The organism is Pantoea sp. R13S299, assembly GCF_048515925.1.
Taxonomy (GTDB): domain Bacteria; phylum Pseudomonadota; class Gammaproteobacteria; order Enterobacterales; family Enterobacteriaceae; genus Pantoea.
In genome coordinates this window covers 484,989-502,568 of sequence record NZ_JBLYEF010000001.1, presented here as the reverse complement: position 1 = coordinate 502,568, position 17,580 = coordinate 484,989, and the positions used below count along the sequence as shown (strand labels likewise).

11 protein-coding genes are annotated in these 17,580 nt (G+C 55.0%); 5 read left to right on the top strand and 6 right to left on the bottom strand.

Going from position 1 to position 17,580, the window contains the following annotated elements; genetic code table 11:
* Positions 1–43: 43 nt before the first annotated feature.
* Positions 44–2,326, top strand: a complete 2,283-nt coding sequence (gene pflB / locus ACN1CO_RS02450) for a formate C-acetyltransferase (protein WP_179896225.1) — start codon at positions 44–46, stop codon at positions 2,324–2,326.
* Between the two features lie 165 nt (positions 2,327–2,491).
* The gene (gene pflA / locus ACN1CO_RS02445) at positions 2,492–3,232 is read left to right on the top strand and encodes a pyruvate formate lyase 1-activating protein (protein ID WP_419137399.1); all 741 of its coding nucleotides are present in this window, start codon (positions 2,492–2,494) and stop codon (positions 3,230–3,232) included.
* Between the two features lie 52 nt (positions 3,233–3,284).
* Here pflA and ACN1CO_RS02440 read toward each other — a convergent pair whose 3' ends face one another.
* The 6 genes from ACN1CO_RS02440 to lrp form a co-directional block, all read right to left on the bottom strand.
* The gene (locus tag ACN1CO_RS02440; RefSeq protein ID WP_419137398.1) at positions 3,285–4,436 is read right to left on the bottom strand and encodes an MFS transporter; all 1,152 of its coding nucleotides are present in this window, start codon (positions 4,434–4,436) and stop codon (positions 3,285–3,287) included.
* 319 nt (positions 4,437–4,755) lie between these two features.
* The gene (gene serS, locus ACN1CO_RS02435) at positions 4,756–6,048 is read right to left on the bottom strand and encodes a serine--tRNA ligase (RefSeq protein WP_419137396.1); all 1,293 of its coding nucleotides are present in this window, start codon (positions 6,046–6,048) and stop codon (positions 4,756–4,758) included.
* A 92-nt stretch (positions 6,049–6,140) separates the two neighbouring features.
* The gene (locus tag ACN1CO_RS02430; protein ID WP_419137394.1) at positions 6,141–7,484 is read right to left on the bottom strand and encodes a replication-associated recombination protein A; all 1,344 of its coding nucleotides are present in this window, start codon (positions 7,482–7,484) and stop codon (positions 6,141–6,143) included.
* 7 nt (positions 7,485–7,491) lie between these two features.
* On the bottom strand, positions 7,492–8,103 hold the full coding sequence (lolA, locus tag ACN1CO_RS02425; protein ID WP_283545818.1) for an outer membrane lipoprotein chaperone LolA: 612 nt from the start codon (positions 8,101–8,103) through the stop codon (positions 7,492–7,494).
* 178 nt (positions 8,104–8,281) lie between these two features.
* The gene (locus tag ACN1CO_RS02420; protein WP_419137391.1) at positions 8,282–11,830 is read right to left on the bottom strand and encodes a DNA translocase FtsK 4TM domain-containing protein; all 3,549 of its coding nucleotides are present in this window, start codon (positions 11,828–11,830) and stop codon (positions 8,282–8,284) included.
* Positions 11,831–11,948: 118 nt separating this feature from the next.
* The gene (gene lrp, locus ACN1CO_RS02415) at positions 11,949–12,443 is read right to left on the bottom strand and encodes a leucine-responsive transcriptional regulator Lrp (RefSeq protein WP_006118610.1); all 495 of its coding nucleotides are present in this window, start codon (positions 12,441–12,443) and stop codon (positions 11,949–11,951) included.
* 520 nt (positions 12,444–12,963) lie between these two features.
* On the opposite strand from lrp, the gene trxB reads away from it, so the two are divergent.
* From trxB to cydC, 3 genes are all read left to right on the top strand, one after another.
* On the top strand, positions 12,964–13,929 hold the full coding sequence (gene trxB / locus ACN1CO_RS02410) for a thioredoxin-disulfide reductase (RefSeq protein WP_283545820.1): 966 nt from the start codon (positions 12,964–12,966) through the stop codon (positions 13,927–13,929).
* 143 nt (positions 13,930–14,072) lie between these two features.
* Positions 14,073–15,842: a heme ABC transporter permease/ATP-binding protein CydD gene (gene cydD, locus ACN1CO_RS02405; protein ID WP_419137387.1), complete on the top strand. Its 1,770-nt coding sequence runs from the start codon at positions 14,073–14,075 to the stop codon at positions 15,840–15,842.
* Positions 15,842–17,572, top strand: a complete 1,731-nt coding sequence (gene cydC, locus ACN1CO_RS02400; protein WP_419137385.1) for a heme ABC transporter ATP-binding protein/permease CydC — start codon at positions 15,842–15,844, stop codon at positions 17,570–17,572. Before cydD ends, cydC begins: the two co-directional genes overlap by 1 nt.
* The last annotated feature ends 8 nt before the right edge of the window (positions 17,573–17,580 follow it).

Below are 17,580 nucleotides of genomic sequence, written 5' to 3'. Positions count from 1 at the left end.
CTGTGCCCGACCGTAAAGTCTCTTCATATAAGGCAGGTATATTATGACCGAACTTAATGCAAAACTGGCTTCAGCATGGGAAGGATTTGCTGAAGGCGAATGGCAGAATAGCGTCAATGTGCGCGACTTCATTCAGAAAAACTACACCCCTTATGAAGGTGATGAGTCGTTCCTGGCGGGCGCAACTGAAGCGACCACTAAACTGTGGGAAAGCGTGCTGGAAGGCATCAAAATTGAAAACCGCACCCACGCGCCAGTCGACTTCGACACCGATCTCGCCTCAACCATTACCTCGCACGATGCGGGCTACATCATCAAGCCACTGGAAAAAATTGTTGGCCTCCAGACTGAAGCCCCATTAAAACGCGCGCTGATTCCTTTTGGCGGCATCAAAATGGTCGAAGGTTCATGCAAAGTGTATGGCCGTGAACTCGATCCTTCACTGAAAAAAATCTTCACCGAATACCGCAAAACGCATAACCAGGGTGTGTTCGACGTTTACACCCCGGACATCATGCGCTGCCGTAAATCCGGTATCCTGACCGGTTTACCAGATGCGTATGGTCGTGGCCGTATCATCGGTGACTATCGTCGCGTAGCTCTCTACGGCATCGATTTCCTGATGGCGGATAAATTCTCTCAGTTTGCGTCTTTGCAGAACGATTTAGAGAATGGCGTGAATCTGGAAGCGACTATTCGTCTGCGTGAAGAGATCTCGGATCAGCATCGTGCACTGGCGCAGATCAAAGAGATGGCTGCAAAATATGGCCACGACATTTCAGGCCCGGCAACCAATGCCGTTGAAGCCGTGCAGTGGACCTATTATGGCTACCTGGCTGCCGTTAAATCACAAAACGGTGCTGCCATGTCCTTTGGCCGCGTCTCAACCTTCCTGGATGTTTACATTGAGCGTGACCTTAAAGCCGGTAAACTGACTGAAGAACAGGCACAGGAACTGATTGACCATCTGGTCATGAAACTGCGTATGGTTCGCTTCCTGCGGACTCCTGAATATGATGAGCTGTTCTCAGGTGACCCAATCTGGGCAACGGAATCACTGGCAGGTATGGGCGTTGATGGCCGTACACTGGTTTCAAAAAGTACCTTCCGCTTCCTGAATACCCTCTACACTATGGGTCCTTCACCTGAGCCGAACATGACCATTCTGTGGTCAGAAAAACTGCCGATTAATTTCAAAAAATATGCCGCTAAAGTCTCCATCGATACCTCATCTCTGCAGTATGAGAACGATGACCTGATGCGTCCTGATTTTGACAATGATGACTACGCCATCGCCTGCTGCGTCAGCCCGATGATTGTCGGCAAACAAATGCAGTTCTTTGGCGCACGTGCCAACCTGGCGAAAACCCTGCTCTACGCAATCAACGGCGGCGTGGATGAAAAACTGAAAATGCAGGTTGGACCGAAAGGCGACAAAATCAGTGACGCCGTGCTGGACTTCGACACCGTCATGGAGCGTATGGATCACTTCATGGACTGGCTGGCAAAACAGTATGTGACTTCGCTGAACATCATTCACTACATGCATGATAAATACAGCTACGAAGCGGCGCTGATGGCCCTGCATGACCGTGATGTCTATCGCACCATGGCGTGTGGTATCGCCGGTCTCTCTGTTGCTGCGGATTCACTGTCTGCGATTAAATACGCCAAAGTGAAACCGATTCGTGATGAAGATGGTCTGGCGATCGACTTCGATATCGAAGGTGAATATCCACAGTTCGGTAACAACGACTCCCGCGTTGATGACCTGGCCTGCGATCTGGTTGAACGCTTCATGAAGAAAATTCAGCAGCTGACCACCTATCGTAATGCCGTGCCGACTCAGTCTGTTCTGACCATCACCTCAAACGTGGTATATGGTAAGAAAACCGGTAACACACCGGATGGACGTCGCGCGGGTGCACCGTTTGGACCGGGTGCTAACCCAATGCATGGTCGTGACCAGAAAGGTGCTGTCGCCTCACTGACTTCCGTCGCGAAACTGCCGTTTGCCTATGCGAAAGATGGTATCTCCTATACCTTCTCAATCGTGCCAAACGCGCTGGGTAAAGATGATAACGTGCGTAAAACCAACCTTGCGGGTCTGATGGATGGTTACTTCCATCACGAAGCCAGCATCGAAGGCGGACAGCACCTTAACGTCAACGTCATGAACCGTGAAATGCTGCTGGACGCAATGGAGCATCCAGAGAAGTATCCGCAGCTGACCATTCGCGTTTCCGGTTATGCTGTGCGCTTTAACTCACTGACCAAAGAGCAGCAGCAGGATGTGATTACCCGTACCTTCACACAGTCACTGTAATCACGGCTAAACCCAGTATAAAAAGGCTCCTCGCGGAGCCTTTTTCTCAAAAGTCTGTTCTGGTGGTCATCTCCATCAAGGTTCCCACCAGAATCGATTTCCTGCCCTGAGCGCAACAGAGATTGCGCCGTCTGTCCCGGCAGACTCACTGGAGAAAACATCGCAATGTCAGTTAACGGTCGTATCCACTCATTTGAATCCTGCGGCACCGTCGATGGTCCCGGCATCCGTTTCATCACCTTCTTCCAGGGCTGCCTGATGCGCTGCCTCTACTGTCACAACCGCGACACCTGGGATACTCACGGTGGCAAAGAGATCAGCGTCGACGCGCTGATGGCAGATGTGCTTTCCTACCGCCATTTTATGAACGCCTCTGGCGGCGGCGTCACTGCCTCAGGCGGTGAAGCGATTCTTCAGGCTGAGTTTGTGCGCGACTGGTTCCGTGCCTGCAAAGCGGAAGGTATTCATACCTGTCTGGACACCAACGGCTTCGTACGCCGCTATGATCCGGTGATCGATGAACTGCTCGACGTAACTGACTTAGTGATGCTCGACCTGAAACAGATGAATGACGACGTGCATCAGATTCTGGTGGGAGTCTCTAATCACCGTACACTGGACTTTGCGCGTTATCTGCAGAAAAAAGGCAAGAGAACCTGGATCCGTTTTGTCGTCGTACCGGGCTATTCCGACGACGACGACACCGCGCATCGCCTGGGCGAATTCACGCGTGACATGGAGAACGTTGAGAAGATTGAATTACTGCCCTATCACGAGCTGGGTAAGCATAAATGGATTGCGATGGGTGAAGAGTACAAGCTGGATGGGGTGAAACCGCCGAGCAAAGAGACGATGGAGCGCGTGAAAAACATTCTCGCCAGCTACGGCCACGAAGTGATGTACTAGAAAACCGCCCACAAAAAAGGGAGCTTAGCGCTCCCTTTTTGCTGTTCAGCGATCAGGCATGTGCCACTGGTGTAGCCTGATGATTCGCTTTGCGCAGCAGCATCACCAGATAAACCAGCGCCACAGCCGCGATCATCACGAACAACAGCTGGTCAGAATAATTCTGCATCAGAACAGAAGTCATTGCCGGTCCAGCCAGACTGCCCACGGTATAACTCATCAGCAGCGCCTGATTCATCGCAACCAGTTCATGGTGTGAAACCGTTTCACAAGCCCAGGACATCGCCACCGGATAGAGAGTGAAGCCCGCCAGTCCCAGAACAAACAGCGCCGGAGCCATCGCGGCATTGGTTAACATGGCCATGGCACCCAGGATAACCACAAAGACCTGCACCCGCAGCACCAGCATGCGACCAAAACGATCGGCCAGACGGCCGACGGGCCACTGGCCCACAATGCCTGCGCTGACCAGCAACGCCATCCAGTAACCAACATTGGCATCACTCATTCCCTGATGTGACAGGTAAAGCGGCATCAGGCCATAAAGCGAGCCCAGAAGGATGCCAGAGATGATGCAGCCATTGATACCCAGGCGTGAGCTACGACGACGCAGCATCGGCCAGATGCGGGCAGGAGCGGCTTCTGTCGCCTCACCGTTGCTGGAGACGCGGGTAAAGACCAGCGGCAGCACGGCGCAGAAGACCAGCGAAGTCACCCAGGGAATGACGCTGAGTAATTCTGTAGAGAGTTTGCTGACCAGCAACTGGCCGGTCACGGTGCCGATGTAATAGACAACCATATAGGCCGCCAGCAACTGTCCGCGATTACGGACCGTTCCGCTGCACAGCAATGCACTCTCAACCACCACCCACATCAGCGCACAGCCGACACCGGCGATGAAGCGCATTGAACTCCATGCCCAGAAGCCCGACATCATCGCCAGGCACAGGGTTGCGACGGCAAACATGACGGTAGCCAGGTAATAGCTACGGTTGAATCCGTACTGCCTTATTAACCAGCCAGCCAGCAGCGTACCGGCCAGATTACCGGTGTAATAGGAGGAGCTTACAATGCCCACCTGCCAGGTTGTCAGTAAGTCATGCGTCAGCCACAGTGGAACAAGCGTATTCAGCACCGCAATTGCGACAGTCATTAACATCAGGCCGCAAAGCAGCAGTATCACGGGGCGTGACCAGGTTGACATAGGGGATAGAAACCAGAGCAAAATGAAGGAAATTGCGCGCAGTTTGCCACTGTCTTTTTTAAAGTCAACGGGCGTAATTTGACAGCAGCACATTTTGCTGTCCGACAATTTAATTTACTAATCTTCAGTGGGTTACAATCGAGTTAAGCGGCAGACTGCTAAATGCTATCTCTATGAAAAAATAGGTTTTTAAGCATTCCAGTCCATCTCTTATCGATAACGTTTATTTGTGATTGAATCGGGACGTCGTGCATCCCTTTTCGCAGAGGCAAGGCATAAAAAAACCCGGCCATGGCCGGGTTCAATGATTCAGAATCGCTTAGCCGATAATTTCGACGCCATTCATGTATGGACGTAAAACTTCCGGCACACTGATACGACCATCTTCCTGCTGATAGTTTTCCAGCACCGCCACCAGGGTACGGCCGACAGCCAGGCCCGAGCCATTCAGGGTATGAACCAGACGCGGCTTCTTATCCTGTTTGTTACGGCAACGCGCCTGCATACGACGCGCCTGGAAATCACCCATGTTGGAACAGGATGAGATCTCGCGATAGGTGTTCTGTGCCGGTAACCAGACTTCCAGATCGTAGGTTTTCGTCGATCCGAAGCCCATATCGCCGGTACAGAGTAAAACCTTGCGGTATGGCAGGTTCAGCAGCTGCAGGACTTTTTCAGCGTGACCAGTCAGCTCTTCCAGTGCATCCATTGACTGTTCCGGGGTGACTATCTGCACCATCTCAACTTTATCGAACTGGTGCATACGGATCAGACCGCGTGTGTCACGACCATAAGAACCCGCTTCAGAACGGAAGCACGGTGTATGTGCGGTCAGTTTAACCGGCAGGGTATCCTCTTCGAGGATTTCGTCACGCACCAGGTTGGTCAGCGGCACTTCCGCAGTAGGAATCAGTGCATAGTTGCTGCTATCTGACTCCTCTTCCAGCGGACGGGTATGGAACAGGTCTTCGCCAAACTTAGGCAACTGTCCTGTACCGTAAAGCGTTTCATGGTTAACCAGGTAAGGCACGTAGGTTTCAAGGTAGCCATGCTGCTCAGTGTGCAGGTCAATCATAAACTGACTCAGTGCACGGTGCAGGCGGGCAATCTGCCCCTGCATAACCACAAAGCGGGAACCGGTCAGTTTCACGGCAGCCGCAAAATCGAGGCCTTTCGCCGCTTCACCCAGCTCAACGTGATCTTTAACCTGGAAACTGAACTCGCGCGGCGTACCCCAGCGGCTGACTTCCTGGTTTTCGCTGTCATCTTTGCCCAGCGGCACTTCGTCTGCCGGAATGTTCGGCAGTGCCAGCGCGAAGTCACGGATTTGATTCTGCAGTTCATCCAGTTCTGCTTTTGCGGCATCCAGGCGTTCGCCCAGCGCGTTCACTTCCTGACGCAGCGGCTCGATGTCTTCCCCACGTGCTTTGGCCTGACCGATGGATTTGGATCGGGAGTTACGCTCTGCCTGCAGATTTTCTGTTTCTACCTGCAGTACTTTGCGACGCTCTTCAAGCGAACGCAGCGTTTCCACATCCAGTTTGTATCCCCGGCGTGCCAGTTTTTCTGCGACTGCGTCTGGCTCGTTACGCAGCAGATTGGGATCGAGCATGCTTATCCTGTGTATAAAAAGTTGGTTGAAAGAAGGGACGCATTCCTGCGGAATGCGTTGAAAACATTGCCCACATTACCGTAAGGTCTGTTTCAGCGGTAGCGTTTTGTCGGGCTATTTTGATCCTGCTCAGCCAGCCAGCTTAGCTTTTCTCCAATCTTACCCTCAAGCCCGCGTTGGGTTGGCGTGTAATAGCGTGTGCTGGCCAGTTCCTGCGGAAAATAGACTTCACCGGCGGCATAGGCGTTGGTTTCGTCATGGGCATAACGGTACTCTTTGCCCAGCCCCATCTCTTTCATCAGCTTAGTCGGCGCGTTGCGAAGATGTTCCGGCACATCATAATCGGGATGATCGCGCGCATCACGCATGGCCGCTTTAAACGCGTTGTAGACCGCATTACTTTTAGGCGCGCAGGCAAGATAAACAATGGCCTGAGCGATGGCGCGCTCCCCTTCTGCCGGACCGACGCGCGTAAAGCAATCCCAGGCCGCAATCGCCACCTGCATACCGCGCGGATCGGCATTGCCGACATCTTCAGAGGCGATAGCCAGCAACCGGCGTGCCACATAAAGCGGATCGCCACCTGCGGTGATGATGCGCGCATACCAGTAGAGCGCCGCATCGGGCGCGGAGCCACGCACTGATTTGTGCAGAGCCGAAATCAGATCGTAAAAACGATCGCCTTTGTTATCAAAACGCGCGGATCGCTCACCCGAGACTTCGTTAAGTAACTGCGGCGTCAGTTCACGCTGACCCGAGGCGGTGATTTCGGCCATATCCGCCATCATTTCCAGCGTATTCAGTGCCCGGCGTGCATCACCATTAACCAGTTCAGCAATCATCCTGCGGGTGTTATCCGGCAACACGATGTCACTGTCGCCATAACCTCGCGATTTATCCTGCATCGCCTGATCCAGCACCTGCTCAATATCTTCGAGAGTCAGGGATTTCAGCAGGTAAACGCGGGCGCGTGACAGCAATGCAGAGTTAAGTTCGAAAGAGGGATTTTCAGTGGTCGCACCAATAAAGGTGATGGTGCCATCTTCAATATGCGGCAGAAAAGCATCCTGCTGGCTCTTGTTGAACCGGTGGACCTCATCCACAAACAGGATCGTCCGCCGCCCGGCGTTTTTATTCTGTCGGGCGCGCTCAATCGCCTCACGGATCTCTTTGACGCCGGAGGTCACTGCCGATATCCGCTCCACATCGGCATTACCGTAATGCGCGATAATCTCAGCCAGCGTGGTTTTGCCGGTCCCGGGCGGTCCCCACAGGATCATTGAATGCAGGTGCCCTGCTTCAATCGCGCGTGGCAGAGGTTTGCCCGCACCCAGCAGATGCTGCTGACCAATGTACTGTTTCAATGTTTCTGGCCGCATACGCGCGGCCAGAGGTTTGAAATTTTCGGAGGAAAAATCCAGGGACAGGTTACTCACCGTGACCTCACTGACGTTGGTCGTCCACCGTTACGCCTTTTGGCGGTGTGAACGTGAATTTATCCGGGCTGATAGCGCCATTCTGCTGGCTTTTCAGCTGGTAATCACTGCGCTGACCATCCTGCTCAATGGCGCTAAAGCGGTTAATGGTTCCGCTGGACGTCACCTGAATGGTGAACTGCTTCAGGTTGCCGTCACTGTTTTTTGGTGTCAGTTCAAAATTGTCACCCTGCTGTTTGATGTTGTACTGCTTCCAGTCGTTTGACTGGTTGCGGGCAATCAGCATAAACGGCGTGTTGCTGGTAGCATTCTGCAGCCGGCTTACGGTTGCCTGCTCAACAAACGGATTGTAGAACCACAGCGATTTACCGTCAGAGATGATGATACTTTCGTCCGGTGCGGTCATGTGCCAGTTAAACAGGCTGGGACGTTTTACCCACAATTCGCCTTCGCCGTCCTGCACATTCGCGCCGCTGCTGTCGGTCACTTTTTGGGTGAAGCTGGCGTGGAAGCTGCTGACCTTGTTCAGGCGCTGTTGCAGATCACTGGAAGCATCAGCCAATACGCTGGCTGAAGAAAAGGTGGCCAACAGGCCCAGAGCGATTACGCGTAATTTCATCTGCTTCAATTCCTTATTTAAACGTTCCCATCGATAACTGCATTAAGCCTGGTCGCCGTTCCGCCATCAGAACAGAGGAAAAAACCGAAAGCTGATTCAGATATGGTGCTTAACCGTATAAAAAACAATGAGCCAGTCGGAACTGGCTCATTGAGTAGTGTTTCAAAACATTTAAACGCTACATATCGTGTGGCGGCGGCGACAGCACTTCACGGTTACCATTGTGGCCTGGTGCAGAGACGATGCCCTGCGCTTCCATCTGCTCAATGATACGTGCCGCACGGTTATAACCGATGCGGAACTGACGCTGAACGCCGGAAATCGATGCACGACGTTTATCAACCACAAAGCCAACTGCCTGATCGAACAGCGGATCAAGCTCTTCATCGCTGTCGATACCACCAGCACTTTCGCTCTCTTCGCCCGCAGTAATGCTGTCGATATATTGCGGACGACCACGCGCTTTCCAGTCCTGAACCACGGCATGGACTTCCTGGTCACGAACAAAGGCACCGTGAACACGAATCGGCAGCGAGGAGTTTGGCGGCATATAGAGCATGTCACCCATACCCAGCAGTGACTCCGCGCCGCCCTGATCGAGAATGGTACGGGAGTCAATCTTGCTCGAAACGGTAAAGGCGATACGTGTCGGGATGTTCGCTTTGATCAGGCCGGTAATCACATCCACAGATGGACGCTGCGTTGCCAGCACCAGATGAATACCCGCGGCACGGGCTTTCTGTGCCAGGCGCGCAATCAGCTCTTCAACCTTTTTACCCACGGCCATGATCAGGTCAGCAAACTCATCGACCATTACCACGATATAAGGCAGTTTTTCCAGAACTGGCGGCGTCATATCCATGCTATCGCCCGGCTTCCAGAACGGATCAGGAATCGGACGACCCATTGCTTCGGCCTGTTCCACCTTCTCGTTGTAACCCGCCAGATTACGTACGCCCAGCGCCGACATCAGCTTATAGCGACGTTCCATTTCGCCGACACTCCAGCGCAGCGCATTGGCGGCATCTTTCATGTCTGTGACGACTTCGGTCAGCAGGTGCGGAATACCTTCATAGACCGACAGCTCCAGCATTTTCGGGTCGATCATGATGAAGCGAACTTCTTCCGGCGTCGCCTTGTAGAGCATGCTGATAATCATGGCGTTCACGCCAACGGATTTACCGGAACCGGTGGTACCGGCAACCAGTAAGTGTGGCATTTTCGCCAGGTCGGCCACCACCGGCTGACCGGCAATGTCTTTACCCAGCACCACGGCCAGCGGTGACGGATTGTCGCGGAATTTAGGGCAATCCAGCACTTCACGCAGATAGACGGTCTGACGATGTTTGTTCGGCAGTTCCAGACCCACATAAGGTTTGCCTGGAATGACTTCCACCACACGCACCGCGACCGTCGACAGTGAGCGCGCTAAATCGCGCGACAGGTTGGAGATACGCGCTGCTTTTACGCCTGGTGCCAGGTCGAGTTCGAAGCGGGTGATAACCGGACCAGGCGAGATGCCAACCACTTCAGCTTTGACACGATAATCGCCTAAGCGCGACTCCACCAGACGGGCAGTCTGCTCCAGCGAGAACATATCAACCGGCTCTTCCTCTACAGGTGGAGCGGTCAGCAGATCCAGCGAAGGCAGTGGCGTGGACGGTTTCTCCATCGGCTGCTCATGACGCATCAGGAACGGATGAATCAGGCTGTCGTGCAGTGAAGGTTTCGCTTCTTCAACCGGCTGAACCGGCGCCGCGGCTGGCGCGCCATAAGCAGGGGAAGAATAAGCCGGAGCCTGTGGTGCCGCTGGTGCGCCATAAGCAGGTGCAGAGGGTGCTGCAGGCGCAGCATAAACCGGTTCAGCAGGCGCTGAAGGCGCACTGTAGGCAGGCTCTGCCGGAGCAAAACTGGCAGGCGCAGGAACCTGAGCCGGTGCCTGAGGTCTTGAGACCTCACTCACCTGCTGCCACGGTTCATGTGAAACCGCCGGGGCGTCCGGTTCTGGCGTCGCGGCAATGGTAAACAGCGGTTCAGAAGGACCGTCATCCACCAGATCTTTCATGGGTGAAAAATCAAACGCTGAGGCGGTATCAATATTAAATACCGTCTCTTTTCTGACTTCTGGCTCATAGCGTTGCTGTTGCTGCTCGGCAAACTGACGCGCCAGTGCATCCTGCTGCTGCGCATCCTGCTCATCTTCCTCGTCCTGCTGCCAGCTGGTTCCGTAGCGCTGCTGCTGTTCAGACTCGAAAGCCTGACGCAGTTCAGCCTGCTGCAATGCCTCTTCAGCATCCGGTGCAGTGGAAACCGATGTAGCCGGAGCCGTTTCAGTTTCTTCCGATTTGGCTTTCTCTTCAGCCATGCGCTGAGAAGGCAATTTAATGCCATAAGAGGCCAGCTCGCGACGGGTAGGCAGTTTTACCGGATTAGGACGCGGCAGCGCCGGTCCGATACCCTGCTTAACCTGCGGGTTGAGATGGGTTTCAGGGGCTAAATCGAAAACAGGAGCAGTACGCGTGGTCGCCTGGGCTGCGGCTGCAGCAGCCGCAGCTGTTGAAGCCGCAGGGATCGCTGATGCGTCACGCCAGTTACCCATTTTAGGTTCGTCGTCGTCGTAAGCATTGAACGACGGCGCAGCCGGGGCTTCGTCCGGCATTTCAAAGTGATAAAGCGGTGGTGAGGCCGCAGGCGCTGGAGCACTCTGCGCCGGAGTCGGTGAAGTCGCTGCACCATAGGAAGCAGACGCGCTCTGTACTGCCTCAGGCGCAGGTTGTGTCGTCGGCAATGCAGACGTCGCTGCAGGAGCCGATGCCGTAAACGCCGCAGCAGCAGGTGCTGCAACAGCGGCAGGCGCAGGCGTTAACGGAGCAGCCGGTGCGAGGGTGACCTCTGCAGCTTCCGTCGTCGCCGCTACTGCAGCACTGGTTGCTGCTGCCGCTTTAGCCAGCAGCGGATCCGGCTGTGACGCCGCAGGCTCGGCGGCTGCACGTGGGGCAGAAAGCAGCACATCATCATCATCATCGTGATCGGCGACATGCAGCTCAGGCACCTCCGCGTATTCACGCGCGTCCTGCTCGTCATCCTCTTCCTGCCAGGGTTCATCGTGACGCGAGCGGTTGCTGGCAAACGTCAGCACGCCCATCACCACGCCACCAATTCTTTCTGCGATGGTGAGCCATGACCAGCCGGTGTAAAGGGTAATGCCCGCCGCCCAGATGCAGAGCAGCATCAGCGTGCCACCAGCCGGACTGAACCAGGGAGCAATCGCATTACTTACCAGGCTGCCAATCACGCCGCCCGAAGCAAAGTACCAGATATCATCGGCGTTCAGCGCCGCCATACCACAGGTCGTTACCACCAGCGCAAGGACGCCAATTAAGCGCAGCCCGACGGCAAAGTAGTCAAAATAATCCTGGCTGTCGCGCTGACGGAAAGCAATCCAGCACAGACCCAGGATGACGGGAGGAATGGCGTACGCCATCACACCAAAGATGAAAAGTAAGGTGTCAGCCAGCCAGGCACCGACGCTGCCGCCGATATTGTGGATAGGTTCATGCCAGGCCGTTTGCGACCAGCTTGGGTCGGAAGGGTTAAAACTCACCAGTGAAACCATCAGGTAGATGGCAAACAGCGCCACCAGAATAAGCAACGCTTCCAGCAGACGACGTCCACTGCTCAGCGATTGTAACGAAACGTCTTTATCTTCTGTATATTCCTGGCTCAAGAGGACTCTCCAGGTGCCTGTAAAGTAAGAAGCAACAGCGTCGGGCAAGCCCGACGCTGATCCTGTATGAATTCACAGGAGTGTACCGAAATCTCACAGGTTTTGCACCTGCCCCGCATCAGCGAGTTTTGATCACCAGTCGATTGCTCTGTTTGACCTCTTCCATCACCACATAAGTTCGCGTGTCGTTTACGCCCGGCAGGCGCAACAGGGTTTCGCCCAGCAGCTTACGGTAGGCAGACATATCAGGTACGCGCGTTTTCAGCAGGTAGTCGAAATCGCCGGAAACGAGGTGACACTCTTGAGTTTCCTCAAGTTTTTGCACAGCGGCGTTAAATTGCTCAAACACATCCGGCGCACCACGATTCAGAGTAATCTCAACGAATACCAGCAGAGACGCATCCAGATAGTGTGGGTTCAACTGCGCGGTGTAGCCAAGAATAAATCCCTGACGTTCGAGACGACGCACGCGCTCAAGACATGGCGTAGGCGATAAGCCTACGCGTTTGGAAAGCTCTACGTTTGAAATGCGACCATCTTTCTGAAGTTCATTCAGAATGTTCCTGTCAATTCTGTCGAGGTCTTTCCCGGGGCGTTTCTTATTGTCTACCATTATTATTGTCTCTCTTAATTCCTTCCCTTTACCTGCCACGCCCTGAAAACGCTCATTGTTCGGGGCATTTCTGAAGTGAGCTAACAGAGCCTGTGTTCTGATTCCTATCGATATGACGCATGTTGTCTGTCCACATCATGCGTCATTATCCATATCAGGCTGCTTTTATTCGGCGTTAAGTGCAAAACAGGCGAGGAAAACCTGTTTTGTTCCGATAAATGTTATTCGCTTCTGATAATGTTTTCGCAAAAGCGCAGGCGATTGTCAAAGTAAAATCACCAAATTCAGGACAAGATGCCAGACAGACCGCTGGGTATCTGTTTTTAAATGAGTATTTTTCCACTATTGCACCCGTTCAGCCCGAGTTTTGCCCCCTTTTGGCGCATTGACCAGGCAAAACCGCCGCTCATCGTCTACGCCGTTTGCAGCTATCGTTAACAAAATTGGCTAAGCCTTGTCATTATCGCCAGATATTCCCTACAATCGCAGGCTATGTCAGCCGAATGAAACTGAGGAACGCATGAGTACGGCCAAACACAGTAAGTTACTCATTCTGGGCTCCGGCCCAGCGGGTTATACCGCAGCCGTTTATGCTGCACGCGCCAACCTGAATCCGGTGCTGATCACTGGTCTGGAAAAAGGCGGACAGCTGACCACCACGACTGAAGTGGAGAACTGGCCGGGCGACCCGCACGATCTGACAGGTCCATCGCTGATGGAGCGCATGCACGAGCATGCCGAAAAATTTAACACTGAGATCATTTTCGATCACATCCACACCGTGGATCTGCAGAACCGTCCGTTCACCCTTACCGGGGACAGCGGTGTTTATACGGCAGATGCTCTGATCATCGCCACTGGTGCGTCAGCGCGCTACCTGGGTCTGCCCTCTGAAGAGGCGTTCAAAGGCAAAGGCGTCTCCGCCTGCGCCACCTGTGACGGCTTCTTCTATCGCAATCAGAAAGTCGCGGTGATTGGTGGCGGTAACACGGCCGTCGAAGAAGCACTCTACCTGGCTAACATTGCAGCTGAAGTGCACCTGATTCACCGTCGTGACAGCTTCCGGGCAGAGAAGATCCTGATTGACCGCCTGATGGAAAAAGTGCGCAACGGCAATATCGTGCTGCACACCCATCGCACGCTGGAAGAAGTGGTAGGCGATCAGATGGGTGTGACCGGCCTGACGCTGCGTTCTACCCAGAACGATGAGACTGAAGCGCTGGAAGTCGCGGGTCTGTTTGTCGCTATCGGACACAGCCCGAATACGGCCATCTTTGACGGTCAGCTGGCGCTGGAAAACGGTTACATCAAAGTTCAGTCAGGTCTGCATGGCAACGCCACTCAGACCAGCATCCCTGGCGTCTTTGCGGCAGGCGATGTGATGGACCATATCTACCGTCAGGCGATCACCTCTGCGGGCACCGGCTGCATGGCCGCGTTAGACGCTGAGCGTTTTCTTGACGGGCTGGTTAAAAACGATCAGTAAGTTGTTAACCCTCTGATCTCAAATGTTCCAGGCGACGGTTTTTCCGTCGCCTTTTTTATTGCTCTCATGCTAGATTCTTGCGCCTGAAGAGATGGAAATGTCTTTCCATTTCCCCCCGTCATCGACATCTATCATGGTCACGCATGGACAAATCGCGGCAGCAGCATCTTACCCGCTGGCTTCGTCAGCAACGTCGTTTCGCCGGTCGCTGGTTGCGACTTAACACGCTGCTGGGCATGGCGAGTGCACTGCTGATCATTGCCCAGGCGGGTTTACTGGCCTCGCTGCTGCAGGCGCTGATCATTGACCAGCAGCCGCGTGAAACCCTGACAATCAGCATCCTGCTATTATTACTCTGCTTTGTGCTCCGTGCCCTGATTAACTATGCCCGTGAACTGACCGGCTATCGTGCCGGGCAGGCTATCCGCCGGGCTTTACGTCAGCAGGTCTTGGATCGGTTATCTGAACTGGGCCCGGCGTGGATTCAGGGTAAGCCAGCCGGAAGCTGGGCAACCCTGCTGCTGGAGCAGATCGAAGAGATGCAGGAGTACTACGCCCGCTATCTGCCGCAGATGACGCTGGCGGTGCTGATCCCCTGCTGCATTTTGCTGACTATTTTTCCGCTGAACTGGACGGCAGGTCTGATTCTGTTTGCCACCGCGCCGTTGATTCCGCTGTTTATGGCGCTGGTCGGAATGGGTGCGGCCGAGGCTAACCGCCGCAACTTCCTGGTACTGGCCCGTCTGAGCGGTAACTTTCTCGACCGTCTGCGCGGCAGAGAGACGCTGCGGCTGTTCCATCGTGGTGAAGCAGAGCAGCAGGCTGTTGCCGCCGCCACCACCGATTTTCGCCAGCGCACCATGGAGGTGCTGCGTTTAGCCTTTCTCTCCTCCGCCGTACTGGAGTTTTTTGCCTCGTTAGCGATTGCCGTGGTGGCGGTCTATTTTGGCTTCTCCTATCTGGGCGAATTGCATTTCGGTGCTTACGGTCAGGGTGTAACACTGTTTGCCGGGTTCCTGGTGCTGATCCTCGCCCCGGAGTTTTTCCAGCCGCTGCGCGATCTCGGCGCGTTCTATCACGCCAAAGCCCAGGCGGTGGGCGGTGCCGATGCGCTTGAAGCCTTTATGCAGGCGACGCCCGACGCCGCACCGCAGGAAGGCCAACTGTCTTTCACTGCCGATCGCGCCATCGCACTTGTCGCCGACGAGTTGTGCGTCTGCGCGCCCGATGGCCAGGTGCTGTGCGGCCCGCTCACCTTTACCATTGCCGCCGGTGAGCAGATTGCACTGGTCGGTCAGAGCGGGGCGGGTAAAACGGCCCTGATGAATGCACTGCTCGGCTTCCTGCCTTATCAGGGCTCGCTGAAAGCGAATGGCGTTGAACTGCGTGATATACGGCGGAGTGACTGGCATCAGCAACTGAGCTGGGTAGGACAGAATCCTCAGTTGCCGGCCGCCACCTTGCGCGACAACATCGTGATGAATGCGGCCTGGGATGGCGATCGCTTTGCAGCGCTGCTGGAATCATGCGGCATCAACGAGTTCCTGCCGCGCCTGCCTCAAGGCATTGAAACCCAGCCTGGCGATGGCGGTAATCAGCTGTCGGTGGGCCAGGCGCAGCGGATCGCGGTCGCACGCGCACTCTATAAATCCTCACATTTTTTGCTGCTCGATGAACCGGCAGCCAGTCTGGATGCACTCAGCGAACGTCATGTGATGCTGGCGCTTAACGAGGCTGCAGCGCGGCAGACCACACTGATGATTACCCATCAGATTGATACACTCAGTCGCTGGGAGACTCTCTGGGTGATGGAAGCGGGTAAGCTGGTGCAACAGGGTAACTGGCAGCAGCTGTCTCAGCAGCCGGGTGCTTTCAGTGAGATGCTGAAGCATCGCCAACAGGAGATCCGCTGATGTCCGCCTTACGTCCTTTTCTTCGTCTCTGGCTGCGCCACCCGTTTCGTCTGGTGCTGGGTATCGTGCTGGCGATTGTTACCCTGCTGGCCAGCATTGGCCTGCTGACGCTGTCAGGCTGGTTCCTGGCCGCCTCGTCAATGGCGGGTGTCGCTGGTCTCTATACCTTCAACTACATGCTGCCTGCGGCAGGCGTCCGTGGCGCAGCCATTATTCGCACCGCCGCACGCTATGCTGAACGGCTGGTCAGCCACGATGCGACCTTCAGGGTGCTTCAGCATCTGCGTGTCCATACGTTCAGCCGCCTGATGGCCCTTTCGCCGGGACAGCTTTCGCGGTTCCGGCAGGCGGATCTGCTCAACCGCTTTGTGGCAGATGTTGATACGCTGGATCATCTCTATCTGCGCGTTATCTCGCCGCTGCTGGGCGCATTGGTGGTCAGTATCGTGGTCACCGTTGGGATGAGTTTCATTGATGTATCGCTGGCACTGACGCTGGGCGGCATCATGCTGTGTACACTGGTCCTGATGCCCGCGCTGTTTTATCGTCTGGGATCACCCGCAGGCATCGCCATTGCCCGGGGTCGTGCCCGCTGGCGCTTGCAGCTGATGCAGTGGCTGGCGGCTCAGGCCGAACTGACTTTATATAGTGCTTCGCAGAGCTGGCGTCAGCAACTTGATCAGGATGAGGCGCGCTGGCAGCAGGCGCAGAGCCAGCAACAGCGTTTGCAGGCCGCAGCCCAGAGTCTGCTACTGCTGATTAGCGGCGTTACGGTCACACTTCTGCTCTGGCTCAGTGCCGCGACCCTCAGCGAACAGCAGTTACCCGGCTCACTGATAGCATTGGTCGTGTTTTGCGCCCTGGCCGCCTTTGAGGCGCTGGCACCGGTAGCCGGGGCTTTCCTGCCCATGTCGCAGGTGATAAACGCCGCTCAGCGGGTCAATGACATTATCGATCAGTCACCTGCGATCACCTTCCCGGCGCATTCAGATGCCATGCCAGGCCCTCTGGCGGTCGATATCGACCAGCTCGACTTCAGCTATCCCGACCGTCCGGACAAGGTGCTGAACCACTGTACCCTTAAGGTGGCCGCCGGTGAACACATTGTATTGCTGGGACCAACCGGCTGCGGAAAATCAACGCTGCTGGCGCTGTTAACCCGTGCCCGGGAGAGCCAGCACGGCGTTATCAATTTAAATGACCTGCCGATTAATGCCTGGTCAGAGCCAGCGTTGCGTCAGCGCATCAGCGTCGTAACGCAGCGGGTTCACCTCTTCAGCCAGAGCCTGCGCGATAACCTGCTGCTGGCCTGCCCCGATGCCAGCGATGAGCAGTTGACCCGCGCACTGAACGACGTTGGGCTACAGCGTCTGCTTGAAAGCCAGGAAGGGTTAAACGCCTGGATGGGAGAAGGCGGTCGCCCGCTATCAGGTGGCGAACTGCGTCGGCTGGCGCTGGCGCGTGCATTACTGCATGACGGCGATCTCTGGCTGCTGGATGAACCTACCGAAGGGCTGGATGCCACCACCGAGCAGCACATTCTTGCCCTGCTGCAGCAACTGACCAGCGGAAAGACGATGTTGATGGTCACCCATCGCCTCAGCGGCCTGGAGCAGATGGATCGCATCTGCGTGATGGATAATGGTGCCATTGTTGAACAGGGTAGCCACGCGGAATTAATCTCAAAAGAGGGTCGCTACTGGCGTTTCCGGCAGCGTATTGCGTTATAGTCTTAGCG